Origin of the sequence: Anaeromonas frigoriresistens, assembly GCF_016820655.1 — a bacterium.
Taxonomy (GTDB): domain Bacteria; phylum Bacillota; class Clostridia; order Tissierellales; family SIT17; genus Anaeromonas; species Anaeromonas frigoriresistens.
The window spans coordinates 84,828-103,368 of record NZ_WSFT01000050.1 but is presented as its reverse complement, the minus strand read 5'-3'; the positions used below and the strand labels follow the sequence as shown (position 1 = coordinate 103,368).

The window sequence follows — 18,541 nt, the reverse complement described above, 5'->3', positions numbered from 1 at the left end:
CGCGCTAGACTTAGGATCTAGTGTCATTGACGTGGGGGTTCGAGTCCCTTCTCCCGCACCATTGACATCAAAATACTAAGCCAATGGTATATCCATTGGTTTTTTTATTATGTGGGCAAAAAATAAAATTCAATCTTTTTGTAATAATATGTTTATGGTATAATTAAATGGTTAACTTTAAGTAATATAAAAGATTATGCAACATTTAGGAATAGAATAGAGGTATAAACTAAGACTTAATTCAGAAAAAATTTATCATCTGGATGAAAAGACGTGTTATCCAGGGACTATACAACTTCTAAACTCTTCATTTGGGGGAGAATTATATAGAATTGTAAGTCATCGGGTAAAAATAGATATATCATTTTTAAGGAGGAACAAAGATGAATTCAACAGTAGAGAAAAAGGAAAACAACAAAGTTACTTTAAAATTTGAAGTAGAGTATAAAACATTTGAAGATGCAGTACAGAAAGCGTACTTAAAAAACAGAGGGAAATTTAATATTCCTGGATTTAGAAAGGGCAAGGTGCCTAAAAAGATTATAGAGTCTAGATTTGGAGAAGGAGTTTTCTATGAAGATGCAATAAACATTGTACTTCCTGAAGCATACGAAGGTGCTATAGAAGAAACTAAAATTGAGCCTGTAGACAGACCAGATATAGATATTGAAAAGTTAGAAAAAGGTGAACCAGTAGTATTTACTGCTGAAGTTACAGTAAAGCCTGAAGTTAAATTAGGGGAGTACAAAGGAATAGAAGTAGAAAAGAACGAGTATAATGTATCAGAAGAAGATGTAGAAAATGAATTAAAATCTATGCAAGAGAGAAATGCTAGACTTATAGAAGTTGAAGATAGAGCAGTTGAAGAAGGAGATACTGTAACTATTGATTATGCTGGATATGTTAATGGAGAGCAGTTTGAAGGCGGAACAGCTGAAAATCAAACTCTAGAAATTGGATCAGGACAATTCATACCAGGATTTGAAGAGCAATTAGTAGGAAAGAATAAGGGAGATAAGGTAGAAGTTAAGGTAACTTTCCCTGAAGATTATCAAGCAGAAGAATTAAAAGGAAAAGAAGCAAAGTTTGATGTAACAATTCATGAAATCAAAGTAAAAGAATTACCAGAACTTGATGATGAGTTCGCAAAAGATGTTAGTGAATTCGATACATTAGATGAATTAAAGGCAGATATTAAAGGTAAATTAGAAGATGAAGCTAAAAATAAGGAAAAAGCTGAGTTGGAAAATAATGTTATAGAAAAAGTAGTAGAAAATGCAGAAGTTGAGATTCCAGAAGCAATGATAGAATCTCAAATGGAAAATGAAATAAGAAACCTTGATTATAGATTAAGATATCAAGGATTAGATTTAGATAAATATTTAGAATTAACAAATACTAAAATTGAAGACTTAAAAGAGCAGTTAAAACCAGATGCAGAAAGAATGGTTAAAGGTGATTTAGTATTAGAAGCTATAGGTAAAAAGGAAAACTTTGAAGTATCTGATGAAGATGTAGAAGTTGAGCTTAAAAAGTATGCAGAGCAATATAATCAAGAAGTAGATAAATTCAAAAGTAATCTAAGAGATGAAGATTTAGAATCTATTAAGATGGGTATAATTAAAACTAAGACTGTTGAGTTTTTAGTAGAAAATGCTAAATTATCATAAGTAGATAATAAAATTGTACCAGGAGGGATTTGTTATGGCTTTAGTACCTATGGTGGTAGAACAAACAAACAGAGGAGAAAGATCTTATGATATTTATTCTAGATTATTAAAAGAAAGAATAATATTTATAAGTGATGAAATTAATGATACTACAGCAAGTTTAGTAGTGGCTCAGTTACTATTTTTAGAAGCGGATGATCCAGATAAGGACATTCAACTTTATATTAATAGTCCTGGAGGTTCAATTACTTCTGGATTTGCGATTTATGATACAATGCAATATATAAAGCCAGATGTATCAACAATATGTGTTGGTATGTGTGCAAGTATGGGAGCATTCTTATTAGCTGCCGGAGAAAAAGGTAAAAGATATGCTTTACCAAATTCTGAAGTGATGATCCATCAACCATTAGGCGGAACAAGAGGTCAAGCAGCAGACATTAAGATTCATGCAGAAAGAATCTTAAAGATGAGAGATAAACTAAACGAAATACTAGCAGATAGAACAGGCCAGCCACTAGACAAGATATCACGAGATACAGATAGAGATAACTTTATGTCTGCTGAAGATGCAAAAGAATATGGGTTAATTGATGAGGTTATCAGTTCTAGGAAATAACTTTTGAGAGAGGTGTCTTAATGGCAAGGTTCGATGACAAACAGCTGAAATGCTCCTTTTGTGGGAAATCTCAAGATCAAGTAAGAAGATTAATTGCAGGGCCTAATGTATATATTTGTGATGAATGTATAGAATTGTGCCAAGAAATAATAGATGAAGAATTTGAAGAAACAGCAGATTTTGAGATGGGTGATTTACCAAAACCATCAGAGATAAATGAAATTCTTGATGATTATGTAATTAAGCAAGATAGAGCAAAAAGAGCTTTAGCTGTAGCAGTATATAACCATTACAAAAGAATAAACAAAAAGAAGACTAATGAAGAGATTGAACTTCAAAAAAGTAATATATTAATGCTTGGACCTACAGGTTCTGGTAAGACGTTATTAGCTCAAACATTAGCAAGAATACTAAAAGTACCTTTTGCTATTGCTGATGCAACAAGTCTTACTGAAGCTGGATATGTAGGAGAAGATGTAGAGAATATCTTACTTAAGCTTATTCAATCAGCAGATTATGATATAGAAAAGGCTGAAAAAGGTATTATCTATATAGATGAGATTGATAAAATTGCCAGAAAATCTGATAATCCATCTATTACTAGAGATGTTAGTGGAGAAGGTGTACAGCAAGCACTGTTAAAAATCCTTGAAGGTACAGTAGCTAGTGTTCCACCACAAGGTGGAAGAAAACATCCTCACCAAGAGTTTATACAGATAGATACTACTAATATATTATTCATTGTTGGAGGAGCTTTTGATGGTATTGATAAAGTGATACAACAAAGAGTAGGTAAAAAAGCAATGGGATTCGGAGCTGATATCCAAAGTAGAGAAATTAAAGATATCGGTGAAGTACTTAAGTTAATCCAACCAGAGGATTTACTTAGATATGGACTAATTCCAGAGTTTGTAGGTAGACTTCCAGTTATAGTATCTTTAAGTCAATTAGATGAAGAAGCACTAATTGAAATATTAACTAAACCTAAAAATGCATTAGTTAAACAATATAAAGAACTATTCAATATGGATGGAGTAGAACTAGAATTTGATGAAGAATCTCTAGAATTAGTTGCTAAGAAAGCTATTGAAAGAAAAACTGGTGCTAGAGGGTTAAGAGGAATTCTAGAAGAAATAATGCTAGATATAATGTATGATATACCATCCAGGGAAGATATTGAAAAGTGCCTTGTAACAAAGGATACAATTCAAAATAAATCTGAACCAACATTAGTTTTATCAGAAAAGAGAAAAAAGAAGTTAGAAAAAGATAAAGATAAAGAAGAAACAGCTTCTTAAATATGGAAGCCGAGGGAGTTATCCCTCGGCTTTTGATATAGTTTAAGATTTTAGGGTATGTAATTTATTAGAGAATCTTTGATAGTATACTATTGCAGTAAACAGGTATTATTATTATAATATTAGTTACGGGAAATTTAATAATAAAAAAATGGCTTAAGTTTAATAATATATTTAAGATTACAAAAGAATTAAAGGAGATGATAGGGTGGATAAGTATAAGGTGAAAAGTAATAAGAGGACGATACCATTAATACCCTTAAGAGGACTGTCGATATTTCCTTATATGGTAATACATTTTGATGTAGGTAGAGATAAATCAGTGAATGCATTAGAGGAAGCAATGGTAAATGATTCAATGATTTTCTTAACATCTCAAAAGGAAGCTAGGATAGATATGCCTACTGTAGATGATTTTTATGAGGTAGGAACAGTATGTAAAATAAAACAGATGTTAAAGCTTCCTGGAGACACAATTCGTGTATTAGTAGAGGGAATAAATAGAGGTAAAGTAAGAGAGATAATACAAGAAGAGCCATATTTTGAAGCAGAGATAGAAGAATTCGTATATGAAAAAGAAGTTGAAGCAAATAAAGAAATGAAGGCTATGATGAGAATGGTCATAGACAATTTCGAGGAATACATAAAGGCAGGAAATAAAGTATCTCCCGATGTATTAGTTTCTATATCTGAGATAAACGAACCTGGTAGATTAGCTGATGTTATATCCTCCTATATTCAATTAAAACCAGAGGATAAGCAAAAAATATTAGAAGCATTTAATCCCTATGCAAGACTAGAAGTGCTTCATATAATATTAGAAGAAGAAATAGAAGTTTTAGAGATAGAAGAAGAAATAAACAACAGAGTTAAAAGTCAAATTAATAAGGTTCAAAAGGAATATTATCTTAAAGAACAAATCAAAGCTATTCAAAAAGAACTAGGTGAAGAAGAGGGTCTAGAGGCAGAAGTTGATGAGTATATAGAGAAAATACAAGAAATAAATATGCCTGAAGAAGTAAAAGAGAAGTCAATAAAAGAAGCAGAAAGACTTAGGAGATTATCTCCTTCATCAGCAGAAACTGGGGTTATAAGAAATTATCTTGAATGGATAATAGAGCTACCTTGGGATACTGAAACTAAGGATCGTTTGGATATCAAAAAATCTAGAGAGATATTAGAGAAGGATCATTATGGATTAGAAGATGTTAAGGAAAGAATATTAGAATATTTAGCTATAAGAAAATTAGCTAAAAACATGAAGGGACCAATCCTATGTCTAGTAGGACCTCCTGGAGTAGGTAAAACCTCAATAGCTAAATCCATAGCAAAGGCTATAAATAGAAAATTTGTGAGAATGTCTTTAGGTGGAGTAAGAGATGAAGCAGAAATAAGAGGTCATAGAAGAACTTATGTAGGAGCAATACCTGGAAGAATAGTATCATCTATGAAGAAGGCTGGCTCTAAAAATCCTGTGTTCTTATTTGATGAGATAGATAAATTAAATAGTGACTTTAGGGGAGACCCTGCATCAGCATTACTCGAAGTATTAGATCCTGAACAAAATAATACTTTTACTGATCATTTCTTAGAAGCACCTTTTGATTTATCAAAGGTAATGTTTATAACAACAGCTAATTCATTAAATAATATACCAAGACCTTTATTAGATAGGATGGAAGTAATCAGGATATCAGGATATACAGAAGAAGAAAAGGTAGAAATTGCAAAAAGGTACTTAGTTCCAAAACAAAGAAAAGAACATGGATTAAAGGAGAAGAATGTTTCTTTATCCGATAATACATTAGAAGCTATAATTGAAAACTATACTCGAGAAGCTGGAGTTAGAAATTTAGAAAGAAATATAGCAAATGTAATGAGAAAAGTAGCTAAAAGAATAGTTGAAGAGAATATCAAGAGTGTAAAGGTGAATACTAGAACTCTATCTAATTATTTAGGGACTCCTAAGTTTAGAAGATCAGAAACTGAAAGAGAAGATCAAATAGGACTGGCAACAGGTCTAGCTTGGACAGCAGTAGGAGGAGAAACATTATCTATAGAAGTAACTCCTATGCCAGGTAAAGGTAAACTTCAGTTAACAGGTAAATTAGGAGATGTAATGAAGGAATCTGCAGTAACAGGAATAAGTTATATAAGATCAAAGGTAGAAGAATTAGAAATAGATAAGGACTTCCATACTAAAAGAGATCTTCATATTCATGTTCCAGAAGGAGCAATACCAAAAGATGGACCATCAGCTGGTATTACTATGGCTACTGCTGTTATATCTGCACTGACTGATATACCAGTAAATGGTGATGTAGCTATGACTGGAGAAATAACCTTAAGAGGCAGAGTATTACCTATAGGTGGAGTAAAAGAAAAAGTATTAGCTGCTAATAGATTAGGTATTAAAAAAGTGTTATTACCATGGGACAATAAAAAAGATATGGATGAAATACCAGATAAGATAAAGAAAAATATTGAATTTGTTTTTGTAAAAACTATGGATGAGGTACTAGATCATGCATTAGTTAAGGGGGAAAAGTAATGTTAGTAAAAAAGGCTGAAATAATAATAACCGCTGTAAAAGAAGAACAATATCCACCTGAAGGAGTACCGGAGATAGCATTAGCGGGAAGATCTAATGTGGGAAAATCTTCTTTAATAAATACATTAATAAATAGAAAAAATCTAGCAAGAACCAGCGGTCAGCCTGGAAAGACTCAGACATTAAATTTCTATAATATAAATGATGAATTTAGATTTGTAGACCTTCCTGGTTATGGATATGCAAGAGTTTCTAGAAAAGAAAGAGAAAAATGGGCTGAGATGATCAATAGATATCTTACAAAGAGACAGTCCCTAAGGGAAGTTGTTTTATTAGTAGATATCCGTCATTCTCCTGGAGAGCATGATAAAATGATGTATGATTGGATAAAGTCTATTGGATGTACTGGCATTGTAATAGCTACAAAAGCAGATAAATTATCAAAAAATCAGCAAGCTAAACAAGTATCTGTTATACTTAGAGAATTAGGTGTAGAGGATAGAAGCTTGATAATACCTTTCTCTGCTACAAAGAAGCAGAATAAAGATAAGGTATGGCAGTTATTTGATGAAGTATTAGAAATAGGATAGACAATAAGAAAGGCTTCCTTATATAAGGAAGCCTTTGATTACTAAATTATATTATTCCTCTGGTTCGAACATATCTTTTCCAGCACCACAAACTGGGCATACCCAATCCTCTGGAATATCTTCGAAAGCAGTACCAGGAGCAATACCTCCATCTGGATCTCCTACTTCTGGGTCATAAACCCAACCACATGGCATACATACATACTTTTGCATTAAAAAAACCCCTTTCATAAAAATTATTATGTAACTAATTCTAATATTACCCACATCCTGAGTTTTTTAAACATCAAAATGATAATTATATTATATTTATTTTTAATAAAAAAAACAACTATAAATAGATTATTATATATATCCAGGGGTAAATAAATAATAGACAAATAAAAAAAGAAAATATAAAACAGAATGGTGTGATGACATTGAGCTATATCATTGAAAAATCATTAATCAGTGATCTACTAGATATACAAGAAGATTTAAAAAACATACAAAAAAATCTTCAGTCACTGCTTCCAGATGATTCATTATTATTTGATGCAAGACTTATTTTAGATGAACTGATTTGTAATGGTATAAGACATGGTAACAAAGAAGAGAGAGAAAGACTCGTAAACCTATTAATAGAAGTCTCTGAAAAACACCTAAAAATAGAAATAAAGGATGAAGGAGAAGGATTTAAATATGAAAGAGATAATTATGATCCTACAGCTTTAACCTTAGGTGGTAGAGGACTTAAAATAGTTGATGGGTTGAGTGATGAATTTTACGTTCAAGATAATCGAGTAATCTCGATAAAATACTTATAACTCTCCAGTTGGGGAGTTTTTATTTTTTGAATTTATGAATAGTAAATTCTCCTTTATTAAATAATATAAAAGAGTACTTTTAAAGGAGATGATATTTTGAATAATAAATTATCTAAAAATGAGTTGACAAGAGAAATACATGATGTATTAAATGAACACCGATCAGGAACTCTAGCAACAGTATTAGGGGATTATCCTCGTAGTAGTCCTGTTATATACTTTACTGGAAATGATATGGATATCTATATTCTATCAGCAGGAGGAGATAAATTTAGAGCAATAGAAAAGAATAATAATGTATGTTTTTTAGTAAACACTGAGTATATTGACTACAAAAGAATAAAAGGTCTACAGGTTTTTGGTAAGGCAATAACAAGTACTAAAGATAGTAGTATCATGGAAGAAGCAAAGAAATACATCTATGATAAACATCTCTTAGAACAACATGAAGATATTAAGATAATTAAAGTAATTCCTGAAGAGATAGTATACTTAGATTCATTACAAGAAGGGAATAGAACAAAACAAATTTTAAAGAATGGGGAAGTACAAACAAAAGATGCAGATTTTTAATAAATATATTCAATACAGATGTTAATCCATCTGTATTTTTTTCTTTGTTTTATTGGCATAATATAATATACTTATATTTAAGTTTTAAAATACAGTTCGTGGTTATATATGATATTGAAAGGAGTAGTAATATGGGAAAAAAGAAAAAAGAGTTTGAAGTCAAAATAGAGAATGTAGAATTTCCTAATAAAGGAATTGGAGAATATAACGGAAAAAAAGTTATTATAAAAGATACAATAGCAGGACAGAAGGTAATGGCTAGAGTTAAAAAAGACAGAAAAAATAAAATAGAAGCAAGACTTTTAGAGGTGTTAGAGAGAGATGAAAAAGAAATAGAACCAAGGTGTGTTCATTTTTGGGACTGTGGAGGATGCAGTTATCAAAATCTTACTTATGAAGATCAATTGGATATGAAGAAAAACCAAGTATTAGAGATATTACAAAAGGCAGATATAGATAATTTTGAGTTTGAAGGAATCGAGAGAAGTCCTAAGTCTTGGGAATATAGAAATAAGATGGAGTTTACCTTTGGAGATGAATATAAAGATGGTCCATTAAGTCTTGGTATGCATCAAAAGGGAAAATTCTATGAAATTTTATCAGTGCCTCATTGTCAAATAGTAGATGAGGATTTTACAGATATATTAACTACTGTATTAGAATATTTCAAAGAAAAAGAAGTACCCTTCTATCATAAAATGAGACACGAAGGAGTATTAAGGCATTTAGTTATAAGAAAGGCAGCTAATACAGGAGAAATACTAGTAAACCTTGTTACAAGTTCTCAAAAAGAATTGGATTTAGCGGAGTTAATAGATGAACTAAAAGAAATACAATATATAGGGAAATTAAAAGGATTTCTTCATACTATAAATGATGGTTTAGCCGATACAGTACAAAGTGATGAGACAAGGGTACTATACGGAGATGACTATATAACTGAGGAATTATTAGGACTTTCCTTTAATATATCCGCATTCTCATTTTTCCAAACAAATTCTCTAGGAGCAGAAAGACTCTATGAAATAGTAAGAGAATATGCAGGAGAAACAGATAATAAAACGGTATTTGATCTATACTGTGGTACTGGTACAATAGCTCAAATAATGGCTCCAGTAGCTAAAAAAGTAGTAGGAATAGAAATAGTAGAAGAAGCAGTTGAAAAAGCAAAGGATAATGCAGTGTTAAATGATCTAAATAATTGTGAGTTTATAGCAGGAGACGTACTGGTAGAAATAGATAACCTTAAAGAAGCTCCTGACTTAATTATATTGGATCCTCCAAGAAGTGGAGTCCACACTAAAGCTATAAAGAAAATAGCAGACTTTAATTCCCCAAGAATAGTATATGTATCCTGTAAACCTACATCTCTAGCAGAGGACTTACAAGAATTTAAGGAATTAGGATATGAAGTGAAAAAGGTAAAGTGTATGGATATGTTCCCTCATACGCCGCATGTGGAGACGGTTTGCTTGATAGAGAAAAATAGGTTAATTTAAAGCTTTTAAGAGGTTTTAAATGAACTTAATAGTAAAATATATGTTTCCTCAGACTGATGTTTGAGGAATTTTTTTTATAGAGGTATTTTACTTTTATGAAGAATATAAAAAGTATATCAAATAAGAAATTCCTTTATACCGGTGAAAATTAGAAAGAGGATTTGTTACTGTAATAATAGAAATATTATTTTAGAAATAAAAAACATATAATAAACAAAACTTCAAAATGAATACATTAGACTTAGTGATTTTTTCTGATAGAAATAGGAATGACCTTTGTGAAAAGTTATAAAAAATATTTAATTTAAGATAAATTTAAGTTTTATATAAGACGTTTTTAACTTTCTACTACTAAAATGAATACTAAGGATATAGGGAGTAAATATAAAGCGATATATTAATGTATTAATTACTTTATTAATTATGCTTACCCCTATTCTAGTAAGGTAGGATTTAGAAATCAATAAGATGACATTTTAATAATTAATTAATACCTCCTAATCTAAAAGGGGTCTTTAGTGAGGATATTGCATTATAACTACGTTTTAGCATTATAATTCTACTACCCGTTGAGAGATAATCATACAATTGACCTTGATATGACATATACATATTATAGTATTAAGGTTATAATAATTAGTATAGATGTAAAATTCTATAATTTTATTTTTTAAAAGGGGAGTAACAATGGGGTTGAGAATAAAAGAAGAATTTCTTAATAATGTTGTTGAAGAGATTGGAAATAAAAAAGACGTTTTTAGTGCGGTACTTTGCGTTGAAAGCGGGGATAACAGTTTTTGCTGGACAGGAGCCGCTGGGGAGATGAAAAAGGATAGCCAATATTTTATTGCTAGTGTCACGAAACTATACATAACAGCAGTTATTATGAAGCTTATAAAGGAAGGAAGAATAAATCTTCATGATAAAATTTCAAAATATTTATCTGATGAGTTCATGGAAGGACTTCATGTTTTAAAAGGTGTTGACTATTCCAATGAGATTACCATTAAACATCTTATTTCAAATACCTCTGGAATACCAGATTACTTTTTTCATAAACAATCCGATGGAAAAACCTCTGCTTCAGAACTCCTAGATGGCAAAGATGAATCATGGAATCTAGATAAAACAATAAACTTAGTCAAAGAGCTTATACCTAATTTTGTACCAGGAAAAAAAGGGAAAGCAGCATATTCTGACACTAACTATCAACTTATTAGCAAAATTATTGAAACAATTACACAGAAGAATATTAGTGAAGTATTTAAAGAGTACATATTTGATGAGCTTAATTTTAAGAATACCTATGCTTATAAAGATCCCTCTGACAATAAGCCTGTTCCTTTTTATTATAAGTCAAAAAAATTATGGCTTCCGAATTACATGGTATCAGTAACATCGGAAGGAGGTATTGTTTCTACAGCAGAGGAATCAATGATCTTTTTAAAAGAGTTTTTTAATGGACACTTTTTTCCAAAAGACAGTATAGAAGACTTGAAAAAGTGGAATTTCATATTACCTCCACCTAGTCTTTTCTATTATGGAATAGGATTGGAAAAACTCTTTATTCCTAGAGTAATTTCTCCATTTAAACGAATAACAGAGATTGTAGGGTTTTGGGGACAAACTGGTTCCTTTGCATGGTATAATCCTGATACGGATTTATATTTTACCGGTACTACAAATCAGATAAATGGTGCAGGACATTCTGCTGTTACAAAAGCTATTTTAAAAGTTATTAAATCGGTTTTATAAGTCATGTTTTGTCTTATAAAAACTAAGGGTACTTATAAGTTGCTTTTCTCATAAGTTCGTTTTTATATAATACATTTGTGATAGTTGTGGTTATTTCAGATAGGGTGATAGTGAATATTGAACCAGTTGGGATGATAGAGAAGCAATTACTTTTTATGAAAAGAGTTTTAGTACTAAAGGAGAAAGTATTGTTTATAATCGTGATTATTCACAAGAATGTAATAATGATCAAATTGCTCATGCAACTATGTATATTCATGGTCAAAAAGTTTTTCTAAACGATAGATTTTGCAAGAAAGAAACTTCAACAGATATTGTAATTCATCTTATTGTGATGTTTAAAAGTGAGAGCAATTTACTGATGAATTCAGTGTAATGGGGATTTATTATAGATAAAAATATATAGGGATAAAAAATGAGGGTGGTAACATGGAATCTATACTAATAATATATAAAACCAAGACTGGGTTTACAAAAAAATATGTAGATTGGATTACTGAAGTGATTACTTGTCAGACAATACCTTTTGATCAGGTTAATAATGTTGATTTGAATAGATATGATATTATTATTTATGGAGCTGGTATGCACGCTGGTCATATACAAGGAGTAAAGGAATTTAAAAAGAAAGTATTGGATTTGAGTAGTAAAAAGATTGTTGTTTTTGCAACAGGGGGAGCACCTTATAGCAAAGAGATTTTTTCAACAATAGAAATGAATAATTTTTCAGTAAATGAGCTAAATAGCATTAAATTTTACTATTTTCAGAGCGGAATTAATTATGAAAAAATGGGCTTACTTGATAAAACTATAATGAGAACTTATAACAGAGTACTAGAATTTAAAAATAATAAATCAGATATAGAAGAGGGAACTCGTAAAGCTATTTCAAAATCATACGATCATTCTAGTAGTGAATATATAAAGCCTATGATTGACTATTTAAACCAACTACTTAATAGACCTTCATCTAAAGAAAATTAGATGCGCTTTTTTCAATAATAATGTATGATAGGGGATAACCCTCTATTTATTTCGCTAATTATTATTAGATTTATTTCAAAACCTACGTGGAGACAGTGGTGTTGATAGAGCGAAAATAATGGATGAAATTAAGGGTTTTAGGTACTATGGAGACAGACTGTTTTAAGTCGATGGAAATAAATATATGCTTTTAAAGGTTGTATTACTGTGTGGAGTTTTGCATAGATAGTTGAATGATATAGCAGAATATATTAATGAGTAGTTGTAGAAAATTATGAAGTATTGGTTCTGTCATTCTGAGGAGTTCGCGACGAAGAATCTGTATTTTAGAACCTAAGATCCTTCACTCCGTTCAGGATGACAATAAAATCAAGTGATACTTTTTATACAATGCGCAGCAGAAATAAAAGAGAAGATAATCCTTTCGTTATACCGTTATCGGAATATTGTCAATATTCCGATAACGGTATACTATATTGATGAGGTGATATTGATGAAGTATATAAGTTCAAAGGAAGCAAGTGAAAAATGGGGAATAAGTGATCGTAGAATCCGAGTGCTATGCAATGAAGGTCGTATCGAAGGAGTAATAAAAATTGGCCGTAATTGGTCCATACCTTTTGATGCTGTTAAACCTGTGGACGCAAGAGAAATAAATAAGAAGAACTACATTGGATTAGAATTTGACTTCAGTTATATTGATTCACTTAAACACTCTATTGATGAGCACAGACCTTTTTCCAAAGGACTTTCTAAATCGCTGCAAGAGAAAATCATTGTTGAATGGACATATCATAGTAATGCAATAGAAGGAAATACTCTAACATTATCAGAGACAAAAGTTGTTCTTGAAGGAATTACCATTGGTGGGAAAACCATGGTTGAACATCTAGAAACAATTAATCATCGACAAGCAATACTCTTTGTAGAAGATCTTATTTCTAATAAAGAACCACTTTCTGAATGGAATATAAAAAACATTCATGCTCTGATATTGAAAGAAATAGATAATATCAATGCTGGTAAATACCGAAGTGAGAATGTTGTAATAAGTGGAGCGAAACATATACCACCTAAACATTATCAAGTTGGATATTTGATGCAAAAACTTATTGTAGAATATCAGAATGAATGGAAAGAGTTTCATCCAGTGGTGAGAGCGACATTGTTACATGGAGAGTTTGTGAAAATTCATCCATTCATTGACGGGTATGGAAGAACTGCAAGACTGCTTCTTAATTTTGAGTTAATGAGAAATGGATACCCTCCTATTATAATAAAGAATGAGGAGCGGGCAAGATACTATGATGTTCTTGATATGGCCCATACAACTATGAATTATGAGCCATTCATAGAACTGGTATCAGAACTTGTGATAGAGTCGGCAGAGCTGTGGTTATCTGTATTAGATTAAAAATAAGGCGAAATAGTTGATTATATCAGGTTTTTATACCTAAAGCAGACGGCTTAATACATATGTGTTTGAAGAAGATAGGTAGAAAGAGCTGGATTGTACTCACCACTAAAAATGTAGTTTTGCTTTAAGGGTTCAACCGTTTAGCAAAAGATGTAGTGCTGTCAACAATGTTTTAAATGTTAATTTATAACAATATTTTCCATTTGATAATTGTTATTTTTAGCTTCTAAGACTAGAATAGTATTGTAAACTAATTACTGTGAGGATGAAAAAAAGGGCTATATCAAAGAAAAAGAGCCTTCGGAAAAATGTGGGATATGAGAATGTCCTGTTCAGATTTTAATCTGTGAAGAAAAAATAGAGGGAGTTTATGAATCTAGGTTGGCTTGGGATATTCCCAAAGGATCCTAAGAAACCAGTAGATGGATGACAAGCATACAAAAAAAGTAAATAAGTTTAATGTAGGGATAGAGATATGGTGTTAAAAAACAGTGATTTGTATAGTCGGATATGAAAAAGTTGCTATCAAAGTGAGATATAGATTTTCTAATAGATGAAAGAGTAGGAAAGGGGTGAAAGTGCATGTTAAAATACTTACCTATTTTGGCCTTAATTTACGGGATAATTGATTCGTTTTTTTATAAAGGTATCAAAAGAATTGTTAATCCTAAAGGAGTAGCTGTAAAACATGCTGAAAAAAAGAAAAAACCATACCCAAATAATGAGAAAATTACTCGGACTAAAGTTAATGGTATAGTTAGATTATCATTTGGATTAATAATAGTAATTATATTTACAGCAAGACTAAATCTTTCATGGTACAACGAACCTATGCTAGAAAGAGTAAATGATGAGGATAAAAGTAATAAACCATATAAAGTAGCAATACAAAATTACATTGAAAACAATGATATACCCAGTTTGGTGATAGGTATAGTTGATGAAAGTGGATCACAAATATACACCTATGGATATAAGACCAATAGAGATTTTTTAAGAAATGAAAAAGTAAATGAAAAAACATTATACGAGATAGGATCTATTAGCAAAGTATTTACAGGAATGATGCTAGCAGATGCTATCTTAACTGATAGTATAGTGGAAAACCAACCTATTAACACCTTATTACCCGAAGAAATATATAAAAACAAGGAATTATACAAGCAGATAACCTTAGAAAATTTAGCTACTCATACTTCATCCTTACCTCGAGTCATATCGAATCCTCGAGATATAATAATCAATATTTCTGCTGGACTTTTAGGGACAAATCCATACTATAAATTTACTGAGAAAAGGATATTCGACTATATGGAAACCATGGAAGTCACCAGTGAAATAGGTTGAAACTCGGATTATTCTAATGTTGGTATGGGGCTACTAGGGTTTTTGTTATCTGATAAAGAAGGATTAACTTATGAAGAAAACCTTAAAAAAGTTATTCTGGATAGACTTAAGTTAGAAAACACAATAGTAAACCTTACTGAAAATCACAAAGATTCCTATAATAGAGGCTTTTATAAATACAATAGAGTGGGGAGTTTAAGTTTCGGGTTAATCGCGTCACCACTAAATTTAGAAAACGGTATGGCAGGTGCAGGTGGAATTAGGTCATCAGGAGAAGATATGTTAAGTTTTCTTAAAGCAGTTATAGGTAATAAAGATGATTTTATAGCTTTATCGAAAGAAGCATTTTTCGAAATAGATGAGCATGAAAGTATGGGGTTGGGTTGGATAATAGATAAAAACTTTATTGAAGATTACACAATAATTTGGCATAACGGTCAGACAATGGGTTTTAGTTGTTTTATAGGAATTGTAGAAGATAAAAATGCGGGTTTCTTTTTATTAACCAATACAAGTGACATCGATTTTAATTCTATAGCTAAGGAAATTTTATCTATAATGTCAAATGATTAGAATCAAGAGGGGGAATAACAGACCTATAGAACAACTTTACAGTTAGGCTACAGGTATAGAGTTTGAATATTAGGATTTTAAATGAAAGGATGAGTAAACTTTATGAGTACATATGAAAAGTATCATGATATAAAAGAGCTTTACATTACTGATTTTTCAGTTTGGCAGGACTATGATATAAATAATACTACTGAAATAGTTATTGATGCAATTAATTCAGCAGAAGGAGTTTATGTATATAGAAGCCATGCTCATTTATTAGAAGAAAATGATTTTATTAAATGGCTAAAAAATGAAAAAGAACTAATGTATTATAAGGAAGTTTCTTTAAAATTCAGAGAGGATAATATGATTGAAAATTTTGTGCTTAGGAATAAAGAACCTGTATATTTTCTCGAATTTAACAAAGATAATAAAGAGAACTTTTTAAAACAATTTAAAATATCAATTAGAGACATAAAAAATAGAATTAGTAAGGAAAATACAATTAAATATTTAGAAAAAAGAATTTATATTGATGATCCTTTGTACGATCAATATGATTTTATATTCACAGTAGGAAATCAAGCCATACTATTTACAGACATTCACGTCTTTACATTTGTTAAAGCAGAGGTTTAAGAAAGTGAATGGGCATAGGGGGGACTCCATATTTTTTTAAAAAGTAATATCAACTTTTCTACCAAAACCCATTTGGAAATGGGACTATAGCTACTCGATATATTCCCTCCTACCGATATTGCTAAAAATGCTATAGATATGTTCCCTTGTACTGATAACTCGAAGGACATTCATTCTGTCCTCTCAAGCTATGTGGAGACGGTAACACTGCTTGTGAAGGAGTAAAGGGACTGAAGAAGCAGATGTACGTTTCATGTCAGGAATGTCCAAGAGTACGAGTGAAGCGAAGTGCGATTGGAAACATTCTACGACTGAGTGTGTGGCAAGGCTTGCAAGGGCGAAAGTTAATACGATGTTTTAGTTAGTAAAAACCTCTAGGCAAACATGGATGCCTAGAGGTTTAATCTTGGTATTAGAATTCATGAATATAGACTGAGGATATTGTCTGAATATTTAATAACTTATTAACTTAGTGCCTGTCATCGTTTTTTGATTCCATTCGAAAATTGTATTACTTTTTATTTGACTAAATGCAAAATATATATTACAATCAGATGGAATATATATTTTGCATTTATTTATTCAAAATCGAGGTGATTTATATAATTAAGAACAGTGTTAAACAAAACCGTAATGAGAAACAACTCACTCAAGAAGAACTTGCTGAAAAAGTAGGGGTAACAAGGCAAACAATAGGGCTTATAGAGAAAGAGAAATATAATCCCACAATAGCTTTAGGGCTTAAATTATGCCAAGTTCTAAATAAGTCTCTTGATCAACTATTTTGGTTAGAGGAGGATGTAAATGAAAAATGATGAGAGAGTAAATGCAGATGTTAAAATAGCGAAAAGTATTGGCTATACGATTTTTTGGTTTGGTATATTTGCAGTGCTATTGTATCGGTGGTTTGTCTTGGATCAAACCCTTATGGATACACTTGACTTCTTTTTAGTTTGGTTTATTGCATCGTTAGCACAATTTTTTGCTTTAGCGATTAAAGGGATTCCCATCACGTATCCTGTTTCAATGAACAAAAAAGAGCAACGATACTTTGTATTTTTAGTTCCATTATTGACAGGCATACTATCAGCGATTATTGTTTTTTCAAAGATAGGGATGGATATTAAACGTATATTGGGCGGTTTCACAGTGACTTTTTTTGGTACTCTTTTTCTATTTTTTCTATATAAGATTATTATTCATTTGTGGGAAAAAAGCAATACGTAGAGCACCATGATTAGAAAATGAATATTTTTAGGGTAAGACTGTTTAAAGGTAGGAATTAACGAGAGGAGAATCATAAAATGGTTGTTAAAGTAGAGAACTTATTAAAAAAATATAAAAATGTAACTGCTGTTAATAATTTGAGTTTGGAAATCAAAGAAGGAGAAATATTTGGAATTTTAGGACCAAATGGTTCTGGTAAGACAACTACAATTAATTGCATTCTTTCTCTTTTAAAATATGAAAGTGGAAATATTGAACTATTTGGGGAAAAAATGAAACCAGAGGCTTATGAAATTAAAAGAAAAATCGGTGCTGTGATGCAAGAAGTTGCAGTGTTTGATGAGTTAACTGTTTATGAAAACATTGATTACTTCTGTGGTCTGTACATAAAAAATATAAATGAGAAAAAAGATTTGGTAGAGGAAGCAATGGAATTTGTTAAAATAAAAGATTATAGAAAACGTTACCCCAAAGAACTTTCAGGAGGATTGTTAAGGAGATTAAATATAGCATGTGGAATCTCTCATAAACCAAAGCTTATTATTTTTGATGAACCAACAGTTGGAGTTGACCCACAAAGTAGGAACTATATACTTGAAGGCATTCAAAAACTAAATAGTAGTGGTGCTACTATAATTTATACATCTCATTATATGGAAGAAGTAGAACAGATATGCACTCGTATAGGTATAGTTGATAAAGGTTCCATAATTGCATTAGGAAGCAAGGAGGAGTTAAAAAATAAGTTAGAATTTAATAAAAGGTTGATTATTGAAAACTCAAAAGTCTCTGAAGAAGAAATAGCTGAAATACAAAAAATCCCTTTTGTAATATCTGCAAAATATGATAATGGCAAAATATTCATATCATTGAGTAAAAGTGATATAAATGTTTTAACTATTTTGGAGTACTTAAAAGATCGAAATATAGAGTTCGGTAGTATTCAATCAGAGGTACCTACTTTAAATGATGTATTCTTAAAATTTACAGGTAAAAAACTGAGAGACTAAT

Annotated in this window: 16 protein-coding genes and 1 pseudogene; 16 read left to right on the top strand and 1 reads right to left on the bottom strand. The window is 30.9% G+C overall.

The window, feature by feature from the left end; translation table 11 throughout:
- The first annotated feature begins 383 nt into the window (after window positions 1–383).
- From tig to yihA, 5 genes are all read left to right on the top strand, one after another.
- The gene (gene tig / locus GOQ27_RS13575) at window positions 384–1,670 is read left to right on the top strand and encodes a trigger factor (RefSeq protein ID WP_203367414.1); all 1,287 of its coding nucleotides are present in this window, start codon (window positions 384–386) and stop codon (window positions 1,668–1,670) included.
- A 34-nt stretch (window positions 1,671–1,704) separates the two neighbouring features.
- Window positions 1,705–2,289 carry an ATP-dependent Clp endopeptidase proteolytic subunit ClpP gene (clpP, locus tag GOQ27_RS13570; protein ID WP_203367413.1) on the top strand — a complete coding sequence of 195 codons (585 nt, stop codon included), beginning with the start codon at window positions 1,705–1,707 and terminating at the stop codon, window positions 2,287–2,289.
- Window positions 2,290–2,309: 20 nt separating this feature from the next.
- Window positions 2,310–3,587 (top strand): ATP-dependent Clp protease ATP-binding subunit ClpX, encoded by a 1,278-nt coding sequence (gene clpX / locus GOQ27_RS13565; protein ID WP_203367412.1) that lies wholly within the window; start codon window positions 2,310–2,312, stop codon window positions 3,585–3,587.
- 223 nt (window positions 3,588–3,810) lie between these two features.
- Window positions 3,811–6,138: an endopeptidase La gene (lon, locus tag GOQ27_RS13560; protein ID WP_203367411.1), complete on the top strand. Its 2,328-nt coding sequence runs from the start codon at window positions 3,811–3,813 to the stop codon at window positions 6,136–6,138.
- Window positions 6,138–6,728: a ribosome biogenesis GTP-binding protein YihA/YsxC gene (gene yihA, locus GOQ27_RS13555; RefSeq protein WP_203367410.1), complete on the top strand. Its 591-nt coding sequence runs from the start codon at window positions 6,138–6,140 to the stop codon at window positions 6,726–6,728. The genes lon and yihA overlap by 1 nt, the downstream gene beginning before the upstream one ends.
- Before the next feature lie 51 nt (window positions 6,729–6,779).
- Here yihA and rd read toward each other — a convergent pair whose 3' ends face one another.
- Complete coding sequence (rd, locus tag GOQ27_RS13550) at window positions 6,780–6,941, bottom strand: rubredoxin (RefSeq protein WP_203367409.1); 162 nt, start codon at window positions 6,939–6,941, stop codon at window positions 6,780–6,782.
- 206 nt (window positions 6,942–7,147) lie between these two features.
- Between rd and GOQ27_RS13545 the strand changes: the two genes are divergently transcribed.
- The 11 genes and pseudogenes from GOQ27_RS13545 (at window position 7,148) to GOQ27_RS13490 (ending at window position 18,540) form a co-directional block, all read left to right on the top strand.
- The gene (locus tag GOQ27_RS13545) at window positions 7,148–7,534 is read left to right on the top strand and encodes an ATP-binding protein (RefSeq protein ID WP_203367408.1); all 387 of its coding nucleotides are present in this window, start codon (window positions 7,148–7,150) and stop codon (window positions 7,532–7,534) included.
- A gap of 96 nt (window positions 7,535–7,630) precedes the next feature.
- On the top strand, window positions 7,631–8,107 hold the full coding sequence (locus GOQ27_RS13540; RefSeq protein ID WP_203367407.1) for a pyridoxamine 5'-phosphate oxidase family protein: 477 nt from the start codon (window positions 7,631–7,633) through the stop codon (window positions 8,105–8,107).
- A gap of 131 nt (window positions 8,108–8,238) precedes the next feature.
- Window positions 8,239–9,606 carry a 23S rRNA (uracil(1939)-C(5))-methyltransferase RlmD gene (rlmD, locus tag GOQ27_RS13535; protein WP_203367406.1) on the top strand — a complete coding sequence of 456 codons (1,368 nt, stop codon included), beginning with the start codon at window positions 8,239–8,241 and terminating at the stop codon, window positions 9,604–9,606.
- 687 nt (window positions 9,607–10,293) lie between these two features.
- Window positions 10,294–11,361 carry a serine hydrolase domain-containing protein gene (locus GOQ27_RS13530; protein WP_203367405.1) on the top strand — a complete coding sequence of 356 codons (1,068 nt, stop codon included), beginning with the start codon at window positions 10,294–10,296 and terminating at the stop codon, window positions 11,359–11,361.
- Window positions 11,362–11,790: 429 nt separating this feature from the next.
- Window positions 11,791–12,345, top strand: a complete 555-nt coding sequence (locus tag GOQ27_RS13525) for a flavodoxin domain-containing protein (protein ID WP_203367404.1) — start codon at window positions 11,791–11,793, stop codon at window positions 12,343–12,345.
- Window positions 12,346–12,838: 493 nt separating this feature from the next.
- The gene (locus GOQ27_RS13520; protein WP_203367403.1) at window positions 12,839–13,759 is read left to right on the top strand and encodes a Fic family protein; all 921 of its coding nucleotides are present in this window, start codon (window positions 12,839–12,841) and stop codon (window positions 13,757–13,759) included.
- 585 nt (window positions 13,760–14,344) lie between these two features.
- Window positions 14,345–15,682 (top strand): annotated as a pseudogene (locus GOQ27_RS17215) (serine hydrolase domain-containing protein).
- 102 nt (window positions 15,683–15,784) lie between these two features.
- The gene (locus GOQ27_RS13505; RefSeq protein WP_203367400.1) at window positions 15,785–16,303 is read left to right on the top strand and encodes a hypothetical protein; all 519 of its coding nucleotides are present in this window, start codon (window positions 15,785–15,787) and stop codon (window positions 16,301–16,303) included.
- A 593-nt stretch (window positions 16,304–16,896) separates the two neighbouring features.
- On the top strand, window positions 16,897–17,118 hold the full coding sequence (locus tag GOQ27_RS13500) for a helix-turn-helix transcriptional regulator (protein WP_484477130.1): 222 nt from the start codon (window positions 16,897–16,899) through the stop codon (window positions 17,116–17,118).
- Window positions 17,108–17,530: a hypothetical protein gene (locus tag GOQ27_RS13495; RefSeq protein ID WP_203367398.1), complete on the top strand. Its 423-nt coding sequence runs from the start codon at window positions 17,108–17,110 to the stop codon at window positions 17,528–17,530. Before GOQ27_RS13500 ends, GOQ27_RS13495 begins: the two co-directional genes overlap by 11 nt.
- Before the next feature lie 77 nt (window positions 17,531–17,607).
- Window positions 17,608–18,540, top strand: a complete 933-nt coding sequence (locus tag GOQ27_RS13490) for an ABC transporter ATP-binding protein (RefSeq protein ID WP_203367397.1) — start codon at window positions 17,608–17,610, stop codon at window positions 18,538–18,540.
- Window position 18,541 lies beyond the last annotated feature (1 nt).

Bases quoted from the DNA above. Each gene is read 5' to 3' on its own strand.
- clpP (WP_203367413.1), top strand. From the start codon at position 1,705: ATGGCTTTAGTACCTATGGTGGTAGAACAAACAAACAGAGGAGAAAGA.
- GOQ27_RS13525 (WP_203367404.1), top strand. From the start codon at position 11,791: ATGGAATCTATACTAATAATATATAAAACCAAGACTGGGTTTACAAAA.
- tig (WP_203367414.1), top strand. From the start codon at position 384: ATGAATTCAACAGTAGAGAAAAAGGAAAACAACAAAGTTACTTTAAAA.
- rlmD (WP_203367406.1), top strand. From the start codon at position 8,239: ATGGGAAAAAAGAAAAAAGAGTTTGAAGTCAAAATAGAGAATGTAGAA.
- GOQ27_RS13530 (WP_203367405.1), top strand. From the start codon at position 10,294: ATGGGGTTGAGAATAAAAGAAGAATTTCTTAATAATGTTGTTGAAGAG.
- GOQ27_RS13520 (WP_203367403.1), top strand. From the start codon at position 12,839: ATGAAGTATATAAGTTCAAAGGAAGCAAGTGAAAAATGGGGAATAAGT.
- GOQ27_RS13505 (WP_203367400.1), top strand. From the start codon at position 15,785: ATGAGTACATATGAAAAGTATCATGATATAAAAGAGCTTTACATTACT.
- GOQ27_RS13495 (WP_203367398.1), top strand. From the start codon at position 17,108: ATGAAAAATGATGAGAGAGTAAATGCAGATGTTAAAATAGCGAAAAGT.
- clpX (WP_203367412.1), top strand. From the start codon at position 2,310: ATGGCAAGGTTCGATGACAAACAGCTGAAATGCTCCTTTTGTGGGAAA.
- yihA (WP_203367410.1), top strand. From the start codon at position 6,138: ATGTTAGTAAAAAAGGCTGAAATAATAATAACCGCTGTAAAAGAAGAA.
- GOQ27_RS13490 (WP_203367397.1), top strand. From the start codon at position 17,608: ATGGTTGTTAAAGTAGAGAACTTATTAAAAAAATATAAAAATGTAACT.
- rd (WP_203367409.1), bottom strand. From the start codon at position 6,941: ATGCAAAAGTATGTATGTATGCCATGTGGTTGGGTTTATGACCCAGAA.